This is a genomic window from Streptococcus infantis, from assembly GCF_019929575.1.
Taxonomy (GTDB): domain Bacteria; phylum Bacillota; class Bacilli; order Lactobacillales; family Streptococcaceae; genus Streptococcus; species Streptococcus infantis_L.
In genome coordinates this window covers 21,626-44,445 of record NZ_JAHZPU010000006.1, presented here as the reverse complement: position 1 = coordinate 44,445, position 22,820 = coordinate 21,626, and the positions used below count along the sequence as shown (strand labels likewise).

26 protein-coding genes and 1 pseudogene are annotated in these 22,820 nt (G+C 40.5%); 2 read left to right on the top strand and 25 right to left on the bottom strand.

Annotated features, from left to right (window positions below):
• Window positions 1–117: 117 nt before the first annotated feature.
• The 9 genes from K1I67_RS03600 to K1I67_RS03560 all read right to left on the bottom strand — a co-directional run bounded on the left by K1I67_RS03600 (window position 118) and on the right by K1I67_RS03560 (window position 6,565).
• Window positions 118–306 carry a DNA-directed RNA polymerase subunit beta gene (locus K1I67_RS03600; RefSeq protein WP_075232238.1) on the bottom strand — a complete coding sequence of 63 codons (189 nt, stop codon included), beginning with the start codon at window positions 304–306 and terminating at the stop codon, window positions 118–120.
• Entirely contained in the window at window positions 299–1,585 is a 1,287-nt protein-coding gene (murA, locus tag K1I67_RS03595; RefSeq protein WP_075232239.1) for a UDP-N-acetylglucosamine 1-carboxyvinyltransferase, read from the bottom strand. The genes K1I67_RS03600 and murA overlap by 8 nt, the downstream gene beginning before the upstream one ends.
• 25 nt (window positions 1,586–1,610) lie before the next feature.
• Window positions 1,611–1,841 (bottom strand): DUF1146 family protein, encoded by a 231-nt coding sequence (locus K1I67_RS03590; protein ID WP_000615324.1) that lies wholly within the window; start codon window positions 1,839–1,841, stop codon window positions 1,611–1,613.
• Between the two features lie 55 nt (window positions 1,842–1,896).
• Window positions 1,897–2,934 carry a SepM family pheromone-processing serine protease gene (locus K1I67_RS03585; protein WP_223338791.1) on the bottom strand — a complete coding sequence of 346 codons (1,038 nt, stop codon included), beginning with the start codon at window positions 2,932–2,934 and terminating at the stop codon, window positions 1,897–1,899.
• Window positions 2,918–3,406, bottom strand: coding sequence for a pantetheine-phosphate adenylyltransferase (gene coaD, locus K1I67_RS03580; RefSeq protein ID WP_223338789.1), 489 nt, complete (start codon window positions 3,404–3,406; stop codon window positions 2,918–2,920). Before coaD ends, K1I67_RS03585 begins: the two co-directional genes overlap by 17 nt.
• Entirely contained in the window at window positions 3,396–3,935 is a 540-nt protein-coding gene (gene rsmD / locus K1I67_RS03575; protein ID WP_004251658.1) for a 16S rRNA (guanine(966)-N(2))-methyltransferase RsmD, read from the bottom strand. The genes coaD and rsmD overlap by 11 nt, the downstream gene beginning before the upstream one ends.
• 60 nt (window positions 3,936–3,995) lie before the next feature.
• The gene (gene asnA / locus K1I67_RS03570) at window positions 3,996–4,988 is read right to left on the bottom strand and encodes an aspartate--ammonia ligase (RefSeq protein ID WP_000747986.1); all 993 of its coding nucleotides are present in this window, start codon (window positions 4,986–4,988) and stop codon (window positions 3,996–3,998) included.
• Between the two features lie 97 nt (window positions 4,989–5,085).
• A complete protein-coding gene (locus K1I67_RS03565) occupies window positions 5,086–5,769 on the bottom strand; it encodes a Bax inhibitor-1/YccA family protein (protein WP_223338788.1) in 684 nt (227 codons plus the stop codon).
• A 55-nt stretch (window positions 5,770–5,824) separates the two neighbouring features.
• A complete protein-coding gene (locus K1I67_RS03560; RefSeq protein ID WP_223338787.1) occupies window positions 5,825–6,565 on the bottom strand; it encodes a TrmH family RNA methyltransferase in 741 nt (246 codons plus the stop codon).
• A gap of 33 nt (window positions 6,566–6,598) precedes the next feature.
• Here K1I67_RS03560 and K1I67_RS03555 point away from each other — a divergent pair, with 33 nt between their 5' ends.
• Window positions 6,599–6,877, top strand: a complete 279-nt coding sequence (locus K1I67_RS03555) for an acylphosphatase (protein WP_223338785.1) — start codon at window positions 6,599–6,601, stop codon at window positions 6,875–6,877.
• 77 nt (window positions 6,878–6,954) lie between these two features.
• A complete protein-coding gene (gene yidC, locus K1I67_RS03550) occupies window positions 6,955–7,881 on the top strand; it encodes a membrane protein insertase YidC (protein ID WP_223338784.1) in 927 nt (308 codons plus the stop codon).
• An 83-nt stretch (window positions 7,882–7,964) separates the two neighbouring features.
• Here yidC and pflA read toward each other — a convergent pair whose 3' ends face one another.
• From pflA to K1I67_RS03470, 16 genes and pseudogenes are all read right to left on the bottom strand, one after another.
• Window positions 7,965–8,759 (bottom strand): pyruvate formate-lyase-activating protein, encoded by a 795-nt coding sequence (gene pflA / locus K1I67_RS03545; protein WP_001287990.1) that lies wholly within the window; start codon window positions 8,757–8,759, stop codon window positions 7,965–7,967.
• A gap of 132 nt (window positions 8,760–8,891) precedes the next feature.
• On the bottom strand, window positions 8,892–10,145 hold the full coding sequence (locus tag K1I67_RS03540) for a diaminopimelate decarboxylase (RefSeq protein WP_223338783.1): 1,254 nt from the start codon (window positions 10,143–10,145) through the stop codon (window positions 8,892–8,894).
• 72 nt (window positions 10,146–10,217) lie between these two features.
• Window positions 10,218–11,042, bottom strand: a complete 825-nt coding sequence (gene purR, locus K1I67_RS03535) for a pur operon repressor (RefSeq protein WP_045762704.1) — start codon at window positions 11,040–11,042, stop codon at window positions 10,218–10,220.
• Between the two features lie 102 nt (window positions 11,043–11,144).
• Complete coding sequence (locus K1I67_RS03530; RefSeq protein ID WP_223338781.1) at window positions 11,145–12,086, bottom strand: 3'-5' exoribonuclease YhaM family protein; 942 nt, start codon at window positions 12,084–12,086, stop codon at window positions 11,145–11,147.
• Window positions 12,076–13,332: a DNA recombination protein RmuC gene (gene rmuC, locus K1I67_RS03525; RefSeq protein ID WP_223338778.1), complete on the bottom strand. Its 1,257-nt coding sequence runs from the start codon at window positions 13,330–13,332 to the stop codon at window positions 12,076–12,078. Before rmuC ends, K1I67_RS03530 begins: the two co-directional genes overlap by 11 nt.
• A gap of 1 nt (window position 13,333) precedes the next feature.
• The gene (locus K1I67_RS03520; RefSeq protein WP_223338776.1) at window positions 13,334–13,996 is read right to left on the bottom strand and encodes a thiamine diphosphokinase; all 663 of its coding nucleotides are present in this window, start codon (window positions 13,994–13,996) and stop codon (window positions 13,334–13,336) included.
• On the bottom strand, window positions 13,959–14,615 hold the full coding sequence (gene rpe / locus K1I67_RS03515) for a ribulose-phosphate 3-epimerase (protein WP_223338775.1): 657 nt from the start codon (window positions 14,613–14,615) through the stop codon (window positions 13,959–13,961). The genes K1I67_RS03520 and rpe overlap by 38 nt, the downstream gene beginning before the upstream one ends.
• Window positions 14,616–14,625: 10 nt before the next feature.
• A complete protein-coding gene (gene rsgA, locus K1I67_RS03510; protein ID WP_223338817.1) occupies window positions 14,626–15,504 on the bottom strand; it encodes a ribosome small subunit-dependent GTPase A in 879 nt (292 codons plus the stop codon).
• Window position 15,505: 1 nt separating this feature from the next.
• On the bottom strand, window positions 15,506–16,378 hold the full coding sequence (gene rsmA, locus K1I67_RS03505) for a 16S rRNA (adenine(1518)-N(6)/adenine(1519)-N(6))-dimethyltransferase RsmA (RefSeq protein WP_223338773.1): 873 nt from the start codon (window positions 16,376–16,378) through the stop codon (window positions 15,506–15,508).
• A 19-nt stretch (window positions 16,379–16,397) separates the two neighbouring features.
• Entirely contained in the window at window positions 16,398–17,111 is a 714-nt protein-coding gene (locus tag K1I67_RS03500; RefSeq protein ID WP_223338772.1) for a dimethyladenosine transferase, read from the bottom strand.
• A gap of 191 nt (window positions 17,112–17,302) precedes the next feature.
• The gene (locus tag K1I67_RS03495; protein WP_223338771.1) at window positions 17,303–17,638 is read right to left on the bottom strand and encodes a hypothetical protein; all 336 of its coding nucleotides are present in this window, start codon (window positions 17,636–17,638) and stop codon (window positions 17,303–17,305) included.
• 7 nt (window positions 17,639–17,645) lie between these two features.
• Window positions 17,646–19,073: an SseB family protein gene (locus K1I67_RS03490; protein WP_223338770.1), complete on the bottom strand. Its 1,428-nt coding sequence runs from the start codon at window positions 19,071–19,073 to the stop codon at window positions 17,646–17,648.
• A 526-nt stretch (window positions 19,074–19,599) separates the two neighbouring features.
• A complete protein-coding gene (locus K1I67_RS03485; protein WP_223338769.1) occupies window positions 19,600–20,079 on the bottom strand; it encodes a hypothetical protein in 480 nt (159 codons plus the stop codon).
• Between the two features lie 319 nt (window positions 20,080–20,398).
• A pseudogene (locus K1I67_RS03480) lies at window positions 20,399–21,311 on the bottom strand (XRE family transcriptional regulator).
• 72 nt (window positions 21,312–21,383) lie between these two features.
• The gene (rnmV, locus tag K1I67_RS03475) at window positions 21,384–21,944 is read right to left on the bottom strand and encodes a ribonuclease M5 (RefSeq protein ID WP_223338768.1); all 561 of its coding nucleotides are present in this window, start codon (window positions 21,942–21,944) and stop codon (window positions 21,384–21,386) included.
• The gene (locus K1I67_RS03470) at window positions 21,941–22,717 is read right to left on the bottom strand and encodes a TatD family hydrolase (RefSeq protein WP_223338766.1); all 777 of its coding nucleotides are present in this window, start codon (window positions 22,715–22,717) and stop codon (window positions 21,941–21,943) included. The genes rnmV and K1I67_RS03470 overlap by 4 nt, the downstream gene beginning before the upstream one ends.
• Between the last annotated feature and the right edge of the window lie 103 nt (window positions 22,718–22,820).

Here is a 22,820-nt window from a genome sequence, read left to right as displayed (position 1 = left end):
CAGTGGCTGAGTGGACTCTACTACGCTGATTTCATCAGCTTTTACAGCCCTACTCAACTGTGCGGAGGTGGGACAACGAAATCGAATTCTAACGAATTACCGATTTCTGTCCCACTCTCATTTTCCTGTAAATTTGGCGATGAGTTCTTGCCATTTTGCTGGCGCTAAAATAGCCCAAGGGTCTTGTCCTTTTCCTAGAATACCATAGCCAATCATCAAACCAATGGCTAGAGCTAAAGCTCCCAATAGTAATACTACAACTACTAGGATCAAGCGACGCAACACATATTTGGATCGTTTATTCATCTTCATCAGCTTCCACACTTACCCGTTCAATCTTAGCTCCTAACTGGGCTAATTTTTCATGAAAACGGTAGTAACCTCTATCTAAATGGACAAGCTTTCCTACAACTGTTTCGCCTTCAGCTACCAAGCCTGTCAAAATCAAGGCTGCACTGGCACGTAAGTCTGTCGATAGAACTTCTGCACCTTGGAGTTGCTGTCCGCCGATAATACGGGCGGTATCACGGATGATTTCAGAGTGCAAACCCATACGACGCATTTCCTCTAAATGTTGAAAACGATTCTCAAATACAGTCTCTACCATAGTTGACTCACCTTGAGCAACGGTCATTAGAGCAGTGAACTGCGCTTGCATATCTGTCGGAAATCCTGGATGTGGAAGTGTCTTAACATGAACAGCCTTTAATTTTTCACGTTGAGAACGAATACGAATTCCTTCGTCCTCATCGATGACTTCAACACCCATTTCCTGTAATTTAGCAATCAAGGGGCGATTATGTTCCCAGATAGCATCCAGAATCAAGACATCTCCACCTGTAATGGCAGCTGCTACCATGAAGGTCCCTGCTTCAATACGGTCTTGCACAACATTATGGGTTGCACCGTGTAGTTGCTCAACACCAATAATGGTAATAGTTTCTGTACCGGCACCCTTGACCTTGGCACCCATTTTATTTAAGAGAACAGCCAAGTCGACAATCTCAGGTTCACGCGCAGCATTTTCAATGACAGTCACACCATTTGCAAGAGTTGCCGCCATCATCAAGTTTTGAGTAGCACCTACACTAGGGAAGTCCATGTAAATATGTGCGCCCTTCAAGCGTTCCGCCTTAGCCTCAATATAACCTGCTGTCTGAGTAATTTGAGCCCCCATTGCTTCGAGTCCCTTTAGGTGAAGGTCGATAGGGCGACTACCGATGGTACATCCACCTGGCATAGAAACCTTTGCGTGTCCTACACGAGCCAAGATTGGCCCCAATACTACAATAGAAGCACGCATCTTGCTGACATACTTATAGGGAGCTTCTTCTGTGATATCCCCAGTTGCATCAACTTCGACAATATGAGCATCCTGATCAAAGTCTACTTTTGCATTTAATCCACGAACTACTTGATTCATGGTAAAGACATCTGATAAGATTGGAACATTTTTTAAAACAGTTTTTCCTTCACTTGCTAAAATAGTTGCTGCAAGCAGTGGTAAAACTGCATTTTTTGCGCCCTCGATGGTAACACTTCCAACCAAACGATTATCGCCACCTTGAACTACAATTTTTTCCATAGAGTATTTTCCTTCACTTACAATTTTAGAATAGCGTTCTAACTGCTTCTTGCCAGAGTTGGTAGAGATTCAAGAAAAAGGAACTAATCAGATATCCTAAACCGATACTACACAATACTACCAAGAGTCGAACCTTCTTCGCATTATCCTTTGTCACCTTCAAAATTTGATCCCATCTGACCAAATCTTTCAAGAGCTGAAAGACTAGGTATACAAAAAACATATGACTACTAAGGGTAAAAAACAATTGAATCATTTGCCTATTATACCATCTTCTTTTTTTCTACGCTAGTTTAGGGATTCGCCTACTACTAGGGATTATTTTTTAAATAGTCAATCGCATCTTGAAGCGTTTTAACTGGGACAATCTTCATGTCAGTTTTAATCATTTGAGCAGCTTCTACAGCTGTGTCATAGTTACTCTTGGCATTTGGGTTGGCCTTTTTAGCTTCTTCAGTTACTGGATTATTAGGAGCGAAAAATACAGTAGCTCCCTTTTTAGCTGCAGCGACAACCTTTTTATCAATTCCACCAATATCACCTACGTTACCATCTCTATCGATGCTTCCTGTACCGGCAATAATTCGTCCATTTCGAAGAGTAGGATCTGCAATTTGCGTGTAGATGGATAAACTAAACATCATCCCAGCACTAGGTCCACCAATGCCAGCCGTTGAAAACTTGATTGGTACATCACTAGATACTTCAGTACGGTCAATCAAGCCGATTCCGATACCATTTTTTCCATTTTCCAGAGTAATAATTTTTCCTTCGGCAGTTTTGACTTTCCCATCTTCTTGGTAAGTAACCTTAACCTTGTCACCTAGCGTTTGAGAGTTGACGTAGTCGACCATCTCCTTGGAACTTTCAAAAGTCTTATCATTCACAGCGGTTACGGTGTCAGCAATATGGAGAACCCCCTTGAAAGTCGAGTTATCTGTTACAGTCAACACATAAACACCCAGATATTTGAGTTCAATTTCCTTACCCGCCGTTTTCAGACCTTGATATTTGGCCATATTTTGCGAAGTTTCCATGTAAAACTGGTTGATTCGCATAAACTCTGCATCCGACGAACCACCTGTCATCTCTTTAGCACTATGTATATCCGTGAAAGGAGTTAGCCAAGCATAAAACAAGTCAACCACTCTAGCATGTTTAACTCCAACCGTCACAAATTGGTAAGAACCCTCCTCTTGGTCAGGTTGATTATTGACCTGTAAAACCTTTCGAATATCTTCCGAAGTCCCTGGAACCTCTATATAATAAGGCAGGGGCACCGTAAAAGCTATAAATGTGATAATGAGCCCAATAATGAGATATAGGGGCCATCTAGTTTTTTTCTTCATTGTTTAACTCCTCTAGGATAGCATTTGGTACATACTCACTAATATCTTGACCAAATTTCAATAGTTCTCTCACAGCTGAAGAGCTGATGTATAAATGCTCTAGCCGACTATGGAGGTAGATTGTCTCCATCTCTGCTGCTAATTGATGATTGTAGAAATCAAAGCTTGCTTCGTACTGAAGATCTGTAGCATTGCGTAAACCACGCACCAAGACCTCCGCACCTAATCTTCTAGCAACATCAACGACTAATTCATCATGAGAAGCTATGACGTTGACATTTTTGAGATGTGCTACTGCTTTTTCAACAGTCTTCTTTCGGTTCTCTATCGGTAAAAATCCAGCTTTGTGTGGATTATAAAAAATCCCTACATACAATTGATCAAAGAGTTTACTTGCACGCTCAATGAGATCCATATGCCCATTTGTCATTGGATCAAAGGAACCTGTAAATAGCCCAATCTTATCTGACATAAACCGTCACCTTACTAATCCCATATATTTTTTCTTTCCAGATACCCAAACAGGCGATTTCTTCTGGAAGTTCTACTGATTTATCGGTCTCACATACCACCATGACATCTTCTGAAAAAAGATTTCTCTCTGCCATTTTTTCAATGTCGGACACGATCTGTTCCTTTGCATAGGGAGGATCCAAAAAGATAAGGTCAAAGACACCATCCACCTGCTCCAATGCACGACTAGATTCCATTTTCAATAATTGAAACTTAGAAGTTTCCTTGGTCATCCGAATATTTTCTGCGACTATGTTCTGGGCTCGGCGATCCCTCTCGACCAGAACGGCACTCGACATTCCTCTTGAGACTGCTTCGATGGATAGACCACCACTTCCAGCATAAAGATCTAGCACGCGCCCTCCTTCAAAGTAGGGGCCAATCATATTAAAAATAGCGCCCCTAACCTTATCTGATGTTGGCCTTGTCGTTTTACCGTCCAGCGTCTTTAAAGGACGCCCACCGTAGATTCCTGATACGATTTTCATACCGTATATTATACCAAATTCTTATCAAAAAAAGAAAATCGAACCTTACGGCTCGATTGATTAAAGAATATTTTCGTAGGTGTCTCTCACTTCTTGTGGCCAAACACTGGTTTGGACTTCACCGATATGCTTCTTACGAAGCAGGAACATAGCCATACGAGATTGGCCAATTCCTCCACCAATTGTCAATGGGAAGAGTCCATTTAGGAGAGCCTTATGCCATTCTAAAGTTAGACGGTCTTCATCTCCTGTGATAGCTACTTGGCGACGGAGGGTATCTTCATCGACACGAATGCCCATTGAAGACAATTCAAAGGCTGCACCCAAGTTATCATTCCAAACAAGGATGTCCCCATTCAAGCCATGATAGCCATTTTCAGACTCAGTTGTCCAGTCATCATAGTCTGGTGCACGTCCGTCATGAGGTTTTCCATCTGACAATTCTCCACCGATACCAATTAGGAAGACCGCACCGAATTCCTTACAGATAGCATTTTCACGTTCTTTAGGTGTCAAGTCTGGATAGCGTTCAACCAACTCTTCAGTATGGATAAAAGTAATTTGTTTAGGTAGAATTGACTCAATATCGTAGCGAGCTTCTACTGCTAACTCTGTCAAACGAATAGCCTTATAAATCTTTTCTACCGTTTCTTTTAGATAGGCAAGATTGCGCTGTCCGTTTGGAATAACTTTTTCCCAGTCCCACTGGTCTACATAGACTGAGTGAGTCGCATCTAGGGAATCTTCGTCTGGACGAAGAGCCTTCATGTGAACAAAGAGGCCTTCTCCTTCACCAAAACCAAAACGGGCTAAGGTATGGCGTTTCCACTTAGCAAGGGAATGCACCACTTCATAGGTTTCATCTGGGATTTGCAAAACCTTAACAGAAACTGGATGTTCAATCCCTGAAAGGTTATCCTGCATCCCATCCCCAACCTTACTCAAGATTGGTCCCTGCACTTCCACAACTTCTAATTTATCTTTCAAATACTGGGTAAAGGTATTTTTTACAAAGGAAATTTCTTCCTGTTGATGAATAAAACTTTTCTTCATACATCTCTCCTTTTAAATAATAAGATGATTATACCCTTTTGCCAGTAAAAATAAAAGTAAAAATTAAAAAAAAGAGCTCATTTGAGCTCTAAAAGTATTAATCGTCACTTCCAAAGATACGCAAGAAGCTAAGGAAGAGGTTGATAAAGTCAAGGTAGAGGCTAAGCGCCAAAGAAATTGCCCAACCTGTAGCGACTTGACCATTTGATTCTTCATAAACATAGCGAATCTTTTGGTTATCCCAAGCAATCAAACCTGCAAAAACAAGAACCATGACAATACTGATAATGTAGTCGAAGAGACCACTGTTTAAGAATACATTAACAATCATAGCTAAAATGAGACCTACCAAGGCTGCAATCAAAGCACGCCCGATACCACTCAAGTCCTTTTTAATCACAACTCCAATAATTGCCATGACAAAGAAGAGGGCAGCGCTAGAAATGAAAGCCGTTAGAACCGTTCCTGGTAGATAGAGCGACACGATGAAACTCAGTGAAAAACCGTTCACTACTGAATAGATGAGAAACATCGGAAGAGCTGCTGGGCTATTTTTATAAGCCATATTACTTGCTGCAATTACAAGAGCAACTTCAACTACTCCTGTTACGATTAACCATATGCGGGCGTTAAACATCAACTGAACAAGAAGGTCTTGGAAGGTTGTTAACATTAAGGCTGAAACAAGTGCAGATAAGGCGATCCCAATCCCTACAAAAGCATAAACTTTTGCATAAAATTGATTCAAACCTGAACGTTCTTGAATAATTGTTTGATTCATATCTTTTTCTCCTTATGAAATCTTTTTTTACTGATTATAACAAAAATTAAATCATTTAACTCAAATAAAACATGAGTATGCCTGCCGCAATGGCGACATTGAGGCTTTCCGCTTGCCCTTTCATGCTGATGTGGACCAATCGGTCTGCCTGGTCTGTCATGAATGGGCTAATGCCTTGACCTTCATTCCCCATGACTAAGACAAAATCTTCTAACCGAGCCAGTTCACGATAATCTTTAGAGTTCTGGGACAAGGTGGTTGCTAGAATTGGTAAACCGCTCTTTTTAGCTTGTTCCACAAACCCTTCGACAGACATGCGATAAATCGGCAAATGGAAATGACTGCCTTGCATGGAGCGAAGCGTTTTGAGGCTATAGATATCTGCTGACTTGCTGGAAACGATGACTCCAGAAAAACCTGCTGCATCTGCCGTCCGAATCATGGTCCCAACATTTCCAGGATCCTGCACATCTTCTAAAAAGAGATACTTTCCTTGTCTCAAATCTGGTAACTGCTCATCCTCCTTTTGAACAATGGCAACAATGCCCTGAGGAGTTTGAGAATCTGCTAAATCGAGCAAGATTTCTTCTGTCACAAGGACAGTCTGAGGATAGTCTACTAATTTTTCACCATACTCTGCGAGGGCAAAAATTTTCTCAATCTTTGCACCTGCCTGAATAGCTTCTTCAAACAGATGCCATCCCTCAATCAGATATGAGGTTTTCCGATATTTTTTTTGATGCAATTTTTTGGCATTTTTCACCACAGAATTGGCTTTAGAGGTTATAATAGTCATAGAAATATTATAACACAATCAAGGAGGTTTGGTATGCAAAAGGTTAAAATGATCGTCCAAGGTCGCGTCCAAGGAGTGGGCTTCCGCTGGGGTGTCTATACCCTAGCTCTAGAACTAGGTGGCATTACGGGTCGTGTCTGGAATAACGATGACGGAACCGTTGAAATTCTAGCTCAGGCTGAGTCTTCTGCCATCATGGCCAAGTTTATCCAAGAGATTCGAAAAGGCCCTACCCCATTCTCTAAAGTAACCTATCTTGATGTTCAATTGAGTAACTTTCCATCCTATTCAGACTTCAAAGTCGCAAATTAGGTCTCTAGAACTATTGTATATTTTCCAAAAAAACAGTAGAATAGAAAGGTATAATTTTTAAAGAAGGAATAAAAACAGTGAAATCAATTAAACGAATCGCTCTCTCAGTCATGGGAGTGGCTATGCTATTAGTCTTAACTGGTTGTGTCCAGGTTGATAAATCAACAGGACTCCCAACTGGTCCCGTTTGGGATTTCTTGGGTGCTCCAATGGGAGAAGCTATCAAATACTTCGCTAATGATCAAGGTCTCGGTTTCGGTGTTGGAATCATCATCGTAACCATTATCGTTCGCTTGATTATCCTCCCACTTGGTATCTACCAATCATGGAAAGCAACGCTTCACTCTGAGAAGATGAATGCTCTCAAGCACGTCCTTGAACCACATCAGACTCGTCTGAAAGAAGCAACGACTCAAGAAGAAAAATTAGAAGCTCAACAAGCTCTCTTTGCTGCTCAAAAAGAGCACGGCATCAGCATGTTTGGCGGCGTGGGATGTTTCCCTATCCTCATTCAAATGCCTTTCTTCTCTGCTATCTACTTTGCTGCCCAACATACTGAAGGAGTTGCCCAAGCAAGCTACCTAGGAATTCCTCTAGGCTCACCTAGTATGATTTTGGTTGCCTTTGCTGGTATCCTATACTATCTTCAATCACTCCTTTCTTTACATGGAGTTGAGGATGAAACTCAAAGAGAACAAATCAAGAAGATGCTCTATATGAGCCCTCTCATGATTGTCGTGTTCTCTGTCTTCTCACCAGCCAGTGTTACACTTTACTGGGTTGTCGGTGGTTTCATGATGATTCTTCAACAATTCATCATCAACTACATCGTTCGTCCAAAACTTCGTAAAAAAGTACGTGAAGAATTTGCTAAGAACCCACCAAAAGCAAGCAAAACTTCAAGCAATCGTAAAGATGTAACCCCTGAACCAGCAACAGCTATCACAACTTCTAACAAGAAGAAAAACAAAAAACGCAATGCTGGAAAACAACATTCTAGATAAAAAATAAAAGGCTTAGCTTAAATGCTGAGCCTTTTCTATAGTCAAAAAGAGGCCGAGAAAAAATCTCGACCTCTTCTTTCAATTTATCCATGTACACGTTTCATGTAATCTTGATAGCTTTCTGTATCCATCAATTCCTTAGCATTCTTGACGCGATCTGCTGTTGGAGGTTTAACTCCTTCAAGGGAATATGGAATCCCAAGCTCACGCCATTTGAACTCACCCATAGTGTGATAAGGCAAGATTTCAAACTTATCAACATTTTTGAGAGTTTTTACAAACTTACCAAGTTCAATCAAATCTTCATCTCTGTCTGTCAATCCTGGCACTAGCACGTGACGAATCCAAACAGGTTTACCGATTTCTGACAAGTACTGAGCACAAGCCAGAATGTTTTTATTGGTTTGACTGGTTACAATCTTGTGTTGTGCTTCGTTAATCTCCTTGATATCAAGGAGAACCAAATCTGTCACGGCCATTAACTTGTTGAACTTTTCTAGATAGCGTGGTTTGTTACGGAATGGAAGGGCACAAGTATCCAAGGTACAGTGGATACCCTTTTCTTTTGCCTTGGTAAAGAGGGCAATCAAGAAATCAATCTGCAAGAGGGCTTCTCCTCCGCTGACTGTGATACCTCCCTTGTCTCCCCAGAAACCACGATAACGAAGCGCTTCTTCTAGAACATCATCTACTGTTCGTACACGAGATTTATTGGTTTCCATAGCCCAAGTATCTGGGTTATGGCAGTATTGGCAACGCATCTGACAGCCTTGCAAAAAGACAATAAAACGAATTCCAGGGCCATCTACCGCCCCAAAACTCTCTGTCGAATGCACCATTCCTGTCACTTGTCCATAGTCAATTATTTCCTCAGACATATCGTTACCTTCCTTGAAAACGTTTTATAGTCTTTATTATACCATGACTGAAAAGAAAAACCACAGATTTTGCCTATTTTTTAGAAAACAATCTGTTTTTCACTTTCAACTTTCATGATTTTCAAAAATCTTCTAATCCTTGTCAAAGTCAAACCCATAGAGAGTCGCAAAATAGTCCTCTGGTCGCTCTGCTCGGCGGATCAATCGTGCTCCACCATCCTCTGTATAGAGAATTTCTGCTGAACGAAGTTTGGCATTGTACTGGTAACCCATAGAGAATCCATGCGCACCTGTATCATGAATGACTAACAAATCACCAATTTCTGTTTGAGGTAGTTCACGATTAACTGCAAACTTGTCGTTGTTTTCACAAAGAGAGCCAACAACATCAACCACTTCAGTCTGACCATCAGGATGCATCATATTGGTGATGTGGTGATAGGCACCATACATAGCCGGTCTCATCAGGTTGACAGCTGACGCATCTACTCCTAGATAAGTACGATAGGTTTTCTTTTTATGAGTAACTTTTGTAACTAGAATTCCATGAGGTGCCAACATGAAACGTCCTAGTTCTGTAAAGATTTTAACCTGACCAAGACCTGCTGGTGTGAGGACTTCTTCATAAACCTGACGAACTCCCTCACCAATCAAAGCAATGTCATTAGGTTCTTGATCTGGGCGATAGTTAACCCCGATACCACCTGAAAGATTGATAAAATCCAGTGAAATACCTAACTTTTCCTTGATTTCTACTGCCAATTCAAAAAGCTGACGTGCTAATTCTGGATAGTAGAGATGGGTCACTGTATTGGAAGCTAGGAAGGAATGAATCCCAAAGGTTTTAGCTCCCTTTTCTTTCAAGATTGCAAAGGTTTCAAAAAGCTGTTCCTTGGTCATCCCGAACTTAGCTTCACCAGGATTATCCATAATGTCCGTACCCAGTTCAAATACGCCACCAGGATTGTACCGGCAAGAGATAATCTCAGGGATGCCTGCTGCACGCTCTAAATGTTCGATATCTTCAAAAGCATCTAAATTAATCGTCGCACCTAATTCTCGCGCATAAGCATACTCTCTATCTGGGGTGTTATTAGATGAAAACATCATATCCGCCCCTGTAAACCCAAGCTTGTGACTCATCAAGAGTTCTACATAACTAGAACAATCCACTCCACATCCTTCTTCTTGCAAAATCTTCAAGATAGCTGGAGTTGGGGTTGCTTTAACTGCGAAGTATTCTTTAAAGCCCTTATTCCAAGAAAAGGCTTTGTTTACTGCGCGTGCTTTCTCGCGGATCCCTTTTTCATCGTAAAGATGGAATGGGGTTGGAAACTCCTCAACAATCTTTTCTAAGGCATCACGTTTAATAAATGGTGTTTTCATAGAACTCCTTCATATTCATTATCAAAGAAAGGCTGGGACGAAAGTTCCAACCTTTGTATTTCAAGTCAATTCTTATTTTTCTGTATCGAAGATATTTCCAACTTCAACAGCAATTTGTTGGTTCTTCACATCAATATTTGTGACTCTCAAGAGTGACTTGTAGTCGAACTGTTGTTCACGGTCTTCCTGTGCATTATCAGCAAAGACAGCTACACCAGCCAACTCTGAATCAAACTCAGACAAGAGGCTAATCATCCCGTTAATGGTTCCTCCACCCTTCAAGAAGTCATCGACGATCAAGACACGACTTCCTGCTTTGAGGCTACGTTTTGAAAGGAACATCTTTTCGATACGGTCACTAGAACCTGAAACATAGTTGACACTAACAGTTGAACCTTCAGTGATTTTCAAGTCGCGACGGACAATGACAAATGGTACGTTGAGGACATTTGCCACTGCATTTGCGAGCGGAACCCCTTTGGTCGCAACAGTCATAACGGCATCAATCTTCTGATCCATAAAGCTCTTGGCAATAATGCGACCGATGTTTTTCAAAATAGCTGGAGTGCTCAATAGGTCAGATAAATAAATGTAGCCACCTGGAAGAATGCGGTCACTCTCTGAAAGTTTATCACGAAGCTCTTCGATAATCGCTTTAGACTCAAGGGTAGAGATCGATGGTGTAAAAATAACACCACCACCAGCACCTGTCACCGTTTGAATATGACCGATTTCAATTTCTTCGAAAGCACGTTTAATGATGACGATGTCTTCAGAAATAGACGATTTGGCAGATTCATACTTTTCCGCAAAGGTGTTGAGACTGGTTAATTTGTATGGATTGTTAATCAAGTAATTGGAAATGACAACCATCCGATCACTTCTTCTTAATTTCATTATATTTTTACCATTCTTTTTTATTTAGTCTTTTTCTCATTATATCACACTAAAGCAAAAAAACGAACTTTATTGCCTAAATAAAGTTCATTTTTTTAGTTTCTAGTCTAATTTTGGCTTGTAGAAGGAACGATTGTCCATAGCAAAGACTTTATTGGTCATTTCTCCCTCATCAACAAGGGCCAGAGCTGTTGTCATCATCATCATGCTGGCATCCAAATTATCAATCATATGAATAATTTCTGCTTCCATCACTCGAGGACGAACTGGACTACCATGCTCAAGGAGACCATGATGACTGAGAATGACATGGCGAAGAAGTACAACCTCTTCTCTGGTGTCATCAATGCCAAGCTCCATTACTGCTTTGGTGATCTCGCTATCAATCAAGGCAATATGTCCGATAAGATTTCCTCTCACTGTATACTCTGTCTGGTCTGGGCCTGTCAACTCAATAACCTTGGCTAGGTCATGCAACATAATCCCAGCGTAGAGCAAGCTCTTATTAAGCTGAGGATAAATATCTGCAATTGCTTCTGCCAAACGAACCATAGTGGCAGTATGATAAGCAAGACCTGTTTCAAAAGCATGATGGTTGGTCTTAGCAGCTGGATAGGAGTAGAATTCCTTGTCATACTTGGTGTAGAGATTCCGAACAATTCGCTGCCAAATTGGATTTTCAATTTTAAAAATCATCTGCGCCATATACTCACGAATCTCTTTGGCATCTACTGGAGATTTAACCTTGAAGTCCGCTGGGTCATTTGGTTCGCCAGGTTGTGGTAAGCGAAGGGTGATTTGATTAACCTGAGGCGTATTGTTGTACACTTCACGACGACCTTGCATATGGACTACTTTCCCTGCTGTAAAGGTTTCAACATTGTGGGGTTGAGCATCCCATAGCTTCCCTTCGATTTCTCCACTATCATCTTGGAAGGTGAAGGCTAGGTAGTTTTTCCCAGCACGTGTCTGTCTCAGGTCAGCTGACTTGATCAGGTAAAAGCCTTCAAAAAGCTCATCTTTCTTCATGTGACTAATCTTCATATTCTTCCTCATCTTCTTGGAATTGTAGTAAATCAAGCGCAGGCTCACCTTCTGATAACTCAATGTGACGAAGCGTTCGCTCGATAGCTGTAGTACGACGGTTTAATAAATCATCAATATTGCCAGAGGCATGTTGGAGATGTTTTTGTGCCTTGACCAGAATACCTCCAAACTTGCCAAATTCTGTTTTGACACTAGCTAGGGTTTTACTGATATGGTCAGCACTCTTTTGGATATTGAGAGTTTTGAAGCCAACCGATAAGGAGTTAAGAAGAGCCGACAAGGTACTTGGACCTGCAACAATAATCTGTTCCTCCCGTCTCAAATCATCAAAGAAAATCGGATTTCTAACGATTTCTGAGTAAAGACCTTCTGTCGGTACAAACAAAACTCCAAAATTGGTTGTCCGAGGTGGTGCCAGGTACTTACTCTTAATATCCTTAGCAAAACGCTTGACGCTTGCTAGGAGAGACTTACGACAACGCTCGATTTCCTCCTTGTCACCTGCTTCATAGGCTTCTTCCAGACGGTAATAATCCGCCAATGGAAACTTAGAGTCGATTGGTAGATAGACATATTCTTGGTCACCTTGTCCAGGCAACTTGATGGCGTATTCGACTCGCTCACTCGAATTTTCCACCGTTGCAAATTCTCGTTCATACTGGGCAGGTGTCATGATATCTTCAATAATCTGTCCCAGTTGCAATTCTCCCAGAATACCTCGAGTCTTAGTTCCGGAAAGAACTTTATTTAGCGCACCGACATCTCGCGCAACAGTCTGCATTTCACCCAGACCTCGATTGACAGACTCCAGTTGTTTGGAAACTGTCTCAAAGGAGGCCTGTAAGCGTGTCTGCAAGGTCTTTTCTAACTTTTCCTCGACTGTCTGGCGCATTTGTTCTAAGCGTTGCTCATTTGATTGCTGCAAGGCTTGGAGGCGTTGGTCAGTCTTATCTCTTGTTTGGAGGAGGTTCTCATTCATTTCTTGCCGAACTTGAGTTAAGCCTTGGTGCAACTCGATTCGCACTTCTTGCAAACGGTCACTAACAGCTACTTCTAGATTTTTTTGATCCAGCTGACTAGCTTGTCGAGCTTGTTCAAATCGATAATCTAGCTGGTCTGATAGGTTATCTGCCTGATCCTCCAAGCTCTTGGTCAGATATTTTTCCTGCTTGTCCTGCCTTTGCCAAATAAGAAAGAGGCCGGCTAGATTAGCAACTAATAAAACAACAAGTAAACTTTCCATCCTACCTCCTATCTTTGCTATGCAAGACGACCACATAGCCATCTGGGCAAGTCACTGACACTTCCCTATCTATATATTCGTTAGAAGCATAAACTTTCTTAAAGAAAAAATTCTCCTCTGTCAGTTCATACTTGGCACCGAGTATTGTCAAACGACTATCCCTCACAGGCATAAAGGCCAAATAATCATAGTCCGAACGTGGTTCAAGTTGACTGGTTCCTTCTGGACAGTAACGAATCAAATTTTGCCCATCCTCAATCTCTATTTGGCGCATATAGGGTGCCAATTTAGGATTGCTGGGTAGAAAGACATTGGCCAGCATATGATCGATGCGACCACCTAGGGCTCCAAAAATGGTCACCTGAGCCTGAGGATTTTTTTCAAAAATCGTTAACAGTGCTAGTTCTAGATCGGTATCATCCTTCTCTGGCTGAGCTTGGACAAAGTGCTGGGCACGTTCTTGAATCAACTGACGTTCTTCTACAGTCACAGAATCAAAATCCCCAACTGCTAAAGCAAGAGGAAGTTCTTCTTCCAATACCCAGAGTGAGCCTCGATCCACACCGACAAAACAGTCAAAATCTGTCCGGTAGTGACCGCGGTCTCCCCCTGCAAAAACTGCAACTTTAGTCCAGTTGATTTCTGAGAGCTTGCACTCGTTCATTGACATCTCCCTTAAAGACATAAGATCCCGCTACAAAAACTGTAGCGCCAGCTTCTTTGGCTTGAGCAATGGTCTGATCATCAATCCCGCCATCCACTTCAATTTCAAAATTCAAACCTTTTTCCTCACGAAGGGCAACCAACTCACGAACCTTATCCATGGTTTCAGGTAGGAAAGCTTGTCCACCGAAGCCAGGATTCACCGTCATGACCAAAACTTGATCAACTAGATGAAGGACATGCTTAATCGCTTCAACCGGTGTACCAGGATTGATAACAACCGATGGTTTGACACCTAGAGAACGAATTTTTTGGAGGGCACCATGGATATGCGGTGTTGCCTCTACGTGAATGCTGATGATATCTGCACCTGCACGCGCAAAGTCTTCTAAATGATGCTCTGGATTAGAGACCATCAAGTGGCAGTCAAAAACCATCTTGCTATGAGGGCGAAGACTTTCGACCACACCTGCACCAAAGCTGATTTGTGGCACAAAGTGACCATCCATGATATCGATATGGGCATATTCTGCCCCAGTTGCTTCTAGGCGTTTAATTTCACGTTCAAAGTTGGCATAATCTGCTGCCAGAATTGACGGAGCAATCTTGTATTGAGACATAGGTTTCTCCTTATTTTGGAATTTTTTTGCTGACTTTTTTATAGGTTTCTCTGCGATTTTCAATCTCACTTAGAAATTGCAAATAGTTATCAAAACGGAAGCTCGCAATGATACCCTCTTCGACTGCTGGTTTGACTGCGCAAGATGGCTCATGAGTATGAGTACATGTACGGAACTTGCAATCTCGACTAACAGAGGCAATTTCTGGAAAGGCCTGATTAAGGTCTTCTGCTGTTGTCACTTCATAATCCAGAGATGAAAATCCTGGCGTGTCTGCGATTTTACCACCATTGAGATTGTAAAAACTAACAGCTCGAGTAGTATGGCGACCTCGACCTAGACTATCAGAGATTTCTCCCGTCTCAAGATTAAGGTCAGGTGCGATTTTATTAAGAAGGGTTGACTTACCAACACCTGTCTGCCCCATAAAGACTGTCACCTTGTTTGTCAATATTGGCAAGAGCTCCTCTTTACTGGTTACAAAGTCGTAACCAATAGCACCATAGGTCTGCTCGTAAAAATCCAGCTCTCCTCGATCTGACAAGAGGTCCATTTTAGAAATATAAACGATTGGATGAATGCCCTTATGTTCCAAGAGAACCAAGAAGCGATCCAATAAATTGCTATTAAAGTCAGGTTCTTTAACTGACATAATGACAACGGCTTGGTCAATATTGACAATGGGCGGGCGAACCAGACTATTTTTTCGTTCATGAATTTCCAAAATATAGCCTTCTGAGTTCTCTTCCGCAGAAAATTCTACCCAGTCTCCAACGTAAGGCGTGTGACCTTTTTTACGGAAATTCCCACGCGCGCGTGTTTGATAAACTTGACCATCACTTTCCACATAGTAGAAGCCGGCCAAGGCTTTAATGATTTGTCCCTGCATCTTAGAGTCCTTGTCCTTTAAGTGCATCTGCTAGGCGAGCAAATTCTGCCAAACTGAGAGCTTCACCACGTACACTTGGTGCCAGTTCAGCCTGATCCAAAGCCTTGGTCAGCTTGTCCTTGATTTCCTCAGTCTTGCCAAAGTAACCTGTCAAGTTGTTCCACAAGGTCTTGCGGCGGTGAGTGAAGCTAGCCTTAGAAACTTTAAAGAAAAAGTTCTCATCTTCTACCGCAACCGCTGGCTCTGGACGGCGTACCATTTTTAGGATAGCTGAGTCCACATTTGGCGCTGGCACAAAAACCGTACGAGGAACGATAAAGGCCACCTTGGCTGTCATGTAGTACTGCACAGCAATCGACAGGCTACCGTATGCCTTGGTATTTGGTTGAGCGGAAATACGATCTGCCACTTCTTTTTGCATCATAACCACAAACTCACTAAAAGGAATGCCACTTTCAATCAAGTGCATGAGAATAGGGGTTGTGATATAGTAAGGCAAGTTTGCTACTACCTTGATTGGTAAGTCAGGATTTTTAAAATTTTGGATATGTTGCGCTAGGTCAACTTTTAGAATGTCCTCGTTGACTACAGTCACATTGTCAAAATCACGCAAGGTATCCGCTAGGATTGGTACCAAACGGTGGTCAATCTCAAAGGCCATAACTTCTGCTGCACGCTCAGCCAAAAATTCGGTTAAGGCACCAATACCTGGTCCAATCTCAATAACATTAACCTGGTCATCAATCTCAGCCGTATCCACGATTTTTTGAAGGATATTGGTATCGGTCAAGAAATTTTGCCCGAAGGATTTTTTAAAGGTAAAACCGTGACGCTCCAGCACTGCCTTAGTCACGCTATAATCTGCAATTCTCATTTATTCTCTTTTCTATTTATTAGCTAAAAATAATATATAAAACCCACATAATTCCTAGTGCCAACAAAATCCAAAACACTAAAAGAACACGAGGTTTGCTCCCTTTTGAATCAGATCCAGTCGTATCAAGCACTTTCTTATCTTCTTGGGGGTTCGTTTTCTTCAGTTCATCCTGATAGGCAACCGAATCTAGAATATTGTCTTCTGGCAATAATTCTGAAGCATAATAGTCAGGAAAGCCCATAGCAAGACCAATTAAGTTCTTTTCAGTCAAAGAAAAATCTAAATCTTTGGGTTGATTTTCCCGAATAGCCCGTATATTTTTTAACAGTTTATCAGAAACAACAGACACTTGGTCCATAAAAACAACATCTAAAAGATCAAATCCGAGCACATCACCATCTTTTACGTTTGCAAGAATATAACGAACAAAGGCATCATATAGTTGCACGGATTGCGGGGCATTTTCTTCTAAAAAAGATCGGTTTTTGAGGGCATTCTGCTGAAATTTTTCAATAGAAAGCAAGATATCTACATTCTGCTCTTGGTAAAATCTTTCTGCTTGCTCTTCATCTTCTTCTAGTTTTTCTGCTGTTTCCCAGAGAGCAATCGGAGCTTTTAAATCTTCTTCATCCCAAAACAATTGCCAAAAATAGGGTATTGTGTAAATTCCCTCTGTTAAGATACGAGCTTCATCTTCGTTTTTTAAGTAAACATAACTTCTATTTGCCATATCATTTCCTTTCACAATCTTTGAAAAAGGTTGGTGGTTCAAGTAGGATGTAGATAAAACTATATAGTTTCCAATTTTTCATCCCCAATCAAAAACCTAGAATTCATTTAAAAAGATGTTTCATAAAAGCACAAAGGGACGATAACAATACATGACCAGTTCAACCTTGGTCAGGACATCATCTGCAATTCTCATTTATTCTCTTTACTAATGTAGTATGCTTCCGGGGTGTAATGATAGAGCAAAACAAATAAGGGTGTCTCAGCAATTCCTTCCAACATCTCTTTTAATACTCCATCTGGATGGATAATCTCTCCTGTTTTAGTGAAATAAACACCTTGTTCCCCATTTCGATTATGGAGTTCCCAGGCCACATTATTTCCTTGAATAGACGGCAAATAACGTTCCTTTTCTAGAAAACCAAAAAAATCTTTCACCGTCATATCTTCAGGAACATCAAATTCTATCTCATGCGACAGAACATCGTCCCCCATACAGACAGAATCTCTATCAACTCGTATTTTCATTCTTTGTTTAACCGTTAGCTCTGCCTTCTAGTTCCTCGCCAAGCTTTTGCATCTCTTTAAAAGCTGTTAGGCTAACATAGGCACCCGCTTCATAGTATTCCGTTGGATTAATGGCATAGTCAAAAACTTCAATCATGCCTCCTGCTTCTTCAATCATGCCATTCCATTTTTCGTCAAAGACCATTCGCAGACGTTTCCAATCGGTAAATACCGGCACAGAATTTCGCCCATCTTTTCCTTCTTTGACTGGAATGTTGAAACTAGAATCTTTTTCTAAAACGAAGGAATTTCCTTCCTGACTATCGCCCTTAAATTCCGAAGCAGCATCTAGAGGAATTAAGAATTTAGCTTTCGGCATAGCTTCTGAAAAGAACTTATAATAGAGCTTATAAATTACTTCTTCATCTTCTGTGGTCGGGCTATCCAATTGTCCCATCAACAACATCCATCTTACTAGGTCAGGATTCATTACAGGAACTTGTATTTCTGGCAAATTAGAATAATCTGGTTTTTGAACCAAGGCCGAGGCACTGATGCTAACTTCCTTGGAATTAAAGATTGCTCCCAAGGCACCATTTAAGTAAAAGGCTGTCCCAAGGAAATTCTCAATCCCTTTTTTATCTTCCGTATTTTCAATCAGTTTTACGACTGAATTTGGTCGGCTATCAATGGTTTCCTTGAATTGGCGATACCAAGATGACGTCAAAAGCATGATCATGGGATCCGTACAGAGATAGCCCTCTTCTCCCCTGTCATAGGTCGTTGAGAAAAGATAGGGTTCACCTGTTTTTTCCGAATAAACTGCATAAACCGAATCTGCTGCTAACAACTTATCCTTGACGATTTCCGCTAGACCTTCCAACTTGCGAGTGTTGGCTTGATAGCTTTCTTCACTTTCAGTTTCCTGATTTTGACGGCATTTCCATAAAAAGAGACGTAAAATCTCTACGCTGTCATCAAGGCTAGCTGCCAAATAGTCTTCATTTGTTAACTGACCCTCTTGGATGGCTACAAAAGCACGATACAGAGCATCCGAGTAGCTAGATAATTTTTGTTCTTCCTCAATACCTGAGCTAAAGAGCACACTTCCCTTTTTCAGTTTATCCAAAGAAGGAGTCCTATCAACCACTAGATGGGCAAGAACTTCATCAGTTAGACTATCTGCATCTTTGTTTTGACTGCTAAGTTTTTTAACTTCTACAGTACCAAGACTTTCCATTCCTTGGTCGGGATTGCAAAACTGCAACTGATCCCCAACCTTGAGAGTCCCTTCTAAACTCCCAACAATCAATAATTGATTCGTTTCCTTCATAGGGAGAAAGTCCAAAACTCCCACACATGCATTGTTTTTAGATTCTTCTCTTTCATTCTGTGCTTTAGTTATTTCAGTTGCCTCTGCAGTTTCCGTCTTTTTTAAAAAATCAAAGATTCCCATAACTTTTCCTCATTAACTCCACACAAGGCTAATACCGTGGAGCACTTTTCTAATGCTTGCTATCAAGCCTGATTAAACCGTATATGATTACTTCTATTGTATCATATTCCCTTGGTATTTTGGGGTGAAAATCACACTAAAACACTATCTTCCCTCGTGAAGGAAGATAGTGTTTGGTAATCTTTAAAAGCTGGCTTACTGATTCTCCTGAAACATACATTCAAAAAAATCAGCTTCTTTATGGCTTCGATTTTTTAAAGTTCATTATTTATCACTCGCAAATGGTAAACACGAATTATTCATACTATGCACAAGAACAACTAAATAAGACTGACTACAAAATTCTTTCTTTAAATTATTCGTTTCCTTCTTTATAAAACGGATATGTGACTATTATACCCAAAGTACTAATTATAATTTTAAAAATTGCACCTAAAATATTTAAAGTGTATAGATCAAGTATTCCGTTTATTAAATATAGTAAACAAAAGAAGAATGGGATATATTTTATTAATTTTTTCATAAACTATAGTGCTATTAAGGTCAAGGCTTTAGCTACTGTCCAAGCCATCCAATCTGGCATACCTGCACTCTTACAGGCCTGGTAGATTCCGTCTTCAATCCAACCAGTAAAGTGATCTAGTGTTCCCAGTATCGCATTTAAACCTATATATTGATTTATCCATCTTTTAACATTTGAAGGGACTCTATTATAACCTTTTCGAATAGCTTTAACTGCAGTAGACCACTTCCCTCTGTCCATTTTGGCAGCTTGAATATCCTCTTGTGAAACAGTGTCCTTATCAAACTCTAAGATACGTCCATTATCTACATAGATATGCTTTCCTTCACTATTAATTGCCTTAGAACGTTTTGAAAGTTGAGTTGCTTTATCTGAAACCGAAGATGTAGTAGCAAAAACAGTTGCAGAAGGAAGAGCAACAGTACTTAAGGTTAAAAAACAACTTAAAGCAACTACTGTTTTTGTTATAATTTTGTTTTTCATTTTGTTTTCTCCTCTGATTTTATAGCAAGATTATTGAGTTACTTGCTCCTCTTTCCATTATCAACGTTGATACTATTATATTATCAAATGATATTCTAAAATTATTTGTTTTTATCTAAATTGTTAAGATAACACCCTGAAATGATTTTTTATAATTATTATACTCCATATTTATCACACTACCAATGACATCAATGTCCTTCAAATCTAACCATTTCTTGTCATTTTTAGCTTATATCTAAAAAAACAGCTCTAAAGACGAACTTTAGAACTGTTTTGCGATAACCGTAGTGACATTTTTGTCATTGTCCCACTATTTTTATAAATATTTTTTTAAATCTTCTTGCCATTGTTTTTCCAACATGGTAACTAAATAAGAATTCCCTATTATATCAGCGAATATCTTTGATTTTTGATAGAGCTGTTCGGCAGAGACATAATCTTTCTCTATTATCAGGGATAATTTCCACTCCAACATTAATACTATTGGTTTTTTTTTGAAAATCTTGTGTCTTTTCCATTATCTGATTAAGGCTGAATATATAAGTTGATAGCGAATCATAAGACGATAAATTATCCAAGCAAGCTAGACCTGAAAACAAAGTATTACTTAACGCAAAAAGATATTCTGGTGCAATTAATTCTACGTGATTTGTCAAACGAAATAAAAACGAATGAATTCTGTCAATTTCTAAATTCTGATTGTGACCTTGTTTTATCTTTGTAAGCACCGTAGCAAAATACAAATTTATAACCTCTAATTCATTTATCAAAAACAATTCCTTATTATAAATTCTTTTAAAATAGTCGTCCAGCACAGTCTCCCCATATTCCGATCGTCCACTTCGAATAACATCTATCGTTGCTCTAGTAGCATCAAACCATACTTTTTCCTCACTAGGAAGTTGCTCATAAAATAAATTCTCTATCTCTTCCAAGCATGCTTCTTTCTTATCGTATTCCTCTTCTTTACCATAGATTGGTTCACGTAAAATCTGGTATTTCAGCTCCAGGTAACCAGAAGGAAGGGCTGTAAAATCTGGCATAAGGCTATAAGCTGGAACTCCTAAACGGCGTGCAATGTAGTCTAACTTGGGAAGACTTGGTTGTGAAGCGCCACTTTCGATTCGTGATAGTTGACGAACCGTCAGTTCTTGCTCATCTCCACAAAAATCTGGACGGCTAATGCCTTTCCCCACCCGAATCTCTTTAATTTTTTGACCAATTAACATCAGACGCCTCCTCTTCTACCTGCTTCGAAAAAAACTTTGAAAGCAAAGTGATTTTATAGGCTACATTCACACCTACTCATACGATTTCATGGCATCTTCAACTTCAGCTAGACTGATGCCAAATAATTCTAAACGCTTGAGAAGTTGTTTACCATTGGAATAACCGATACGAAGGCTTTCTCCTAAATATTCTCTGCGTTTTCGGCTGTCTGCTCCAGCTAGAAAACCAAGGCGAATCAAGTCACTACGGCTAATATCAAAGTCACTTTCTACTTCAAATTGCTCTGTTACTTGAGCCAGTGCTGTTTTCAAGTCTTCATAACTGGCATGTTCGATTCCTAGGGAACGTCCCTTGGTCTTGGACTTGGGAGCAGCTTCATCACGTTTGAGAAAGGCATGCTGGACTGTTGGGATGGCGGTCATAATCAGGCGCCGGATTCGTTCCCCATTATAATCAGGATCTGTAAAGACAATCACCCCATAACGTTCATGTAGACGTTGGATTCGTTCAAGATCCTGCTCATTGATAGCCGATCCACGAGTCTCATAGGTCTCCACATCAAAATAACGTTTAAGATTGACCGTATCATCGCGTCCTTCAACTACGATGACTTGGGAAATTTTCTCTTTCATGATTTACTTTCCAATCCAAAGATGCCTTCTGCATTGGCACTTGTCGCAGCAGCTAATTCTTCCGTCGTCATGTCACGCAAGTCGGCAATAAAGTCTACTACATAGCGCGTGTAAGCTGTCTTATTTTCACGCCCACGCTTGGGTACTGGGGCTAAATAAGGCGCATCTGTCTCTACCAAAATCTTATCCAAAGGTAACTCTTTGGCTGCTTCCTGAATATCTGTCGCCTTCTTGAAAGTCACCACTCCAGAAAAGGAAATAGTCATACCAAGATCTACAAACTTCTCCGCCCAATCCAAAGAACCTGAAAAGGAGTGCATAATCCCTCCACGAGGTCCGACTCCCTCGCTCTTAATAATCTCATAAGTGTCTTCTAGCGCATCACGGGTGTGAACTACAAAAGGTAAGTCCAGTTCCTTAGATAGCTGAATCTGACGACGGAAAACTTGTTCCTGTACTTCTTTAGGGGCTGTCATCCAGTGGTAGTCCAAACCAATCTCGCCCAAGGCAACAATTTTTGGATGTTTTAGTTTTTCTAACAAGTAAGACTCCACTTCCTCTGTGTATGTCCCTGCTTCCGTTGGATGCCAGCCAATCGTAGCATAGAGTTGGTCATACTTGTCCACTAGTTCAAGAGCACGCTCAATAGTCGGTTTGTCAAAACCAACAATATTCATCCGAGTTACACCCATTTCAGCCGCTAAGGCAAGTTCTTCTTCTTCGCGTCCCAAAAATTCTTCCACATTCAAGTGGGTATGTGTATCAAAAATCATGTATATTCCCTCGTTTTTTCTACCTTCTATTATACCAAAAAAACTAGTCTCATCCTTATAGGAAAAAATATTTTGAAATCATTCATTTTTTCTTGACGGCTTT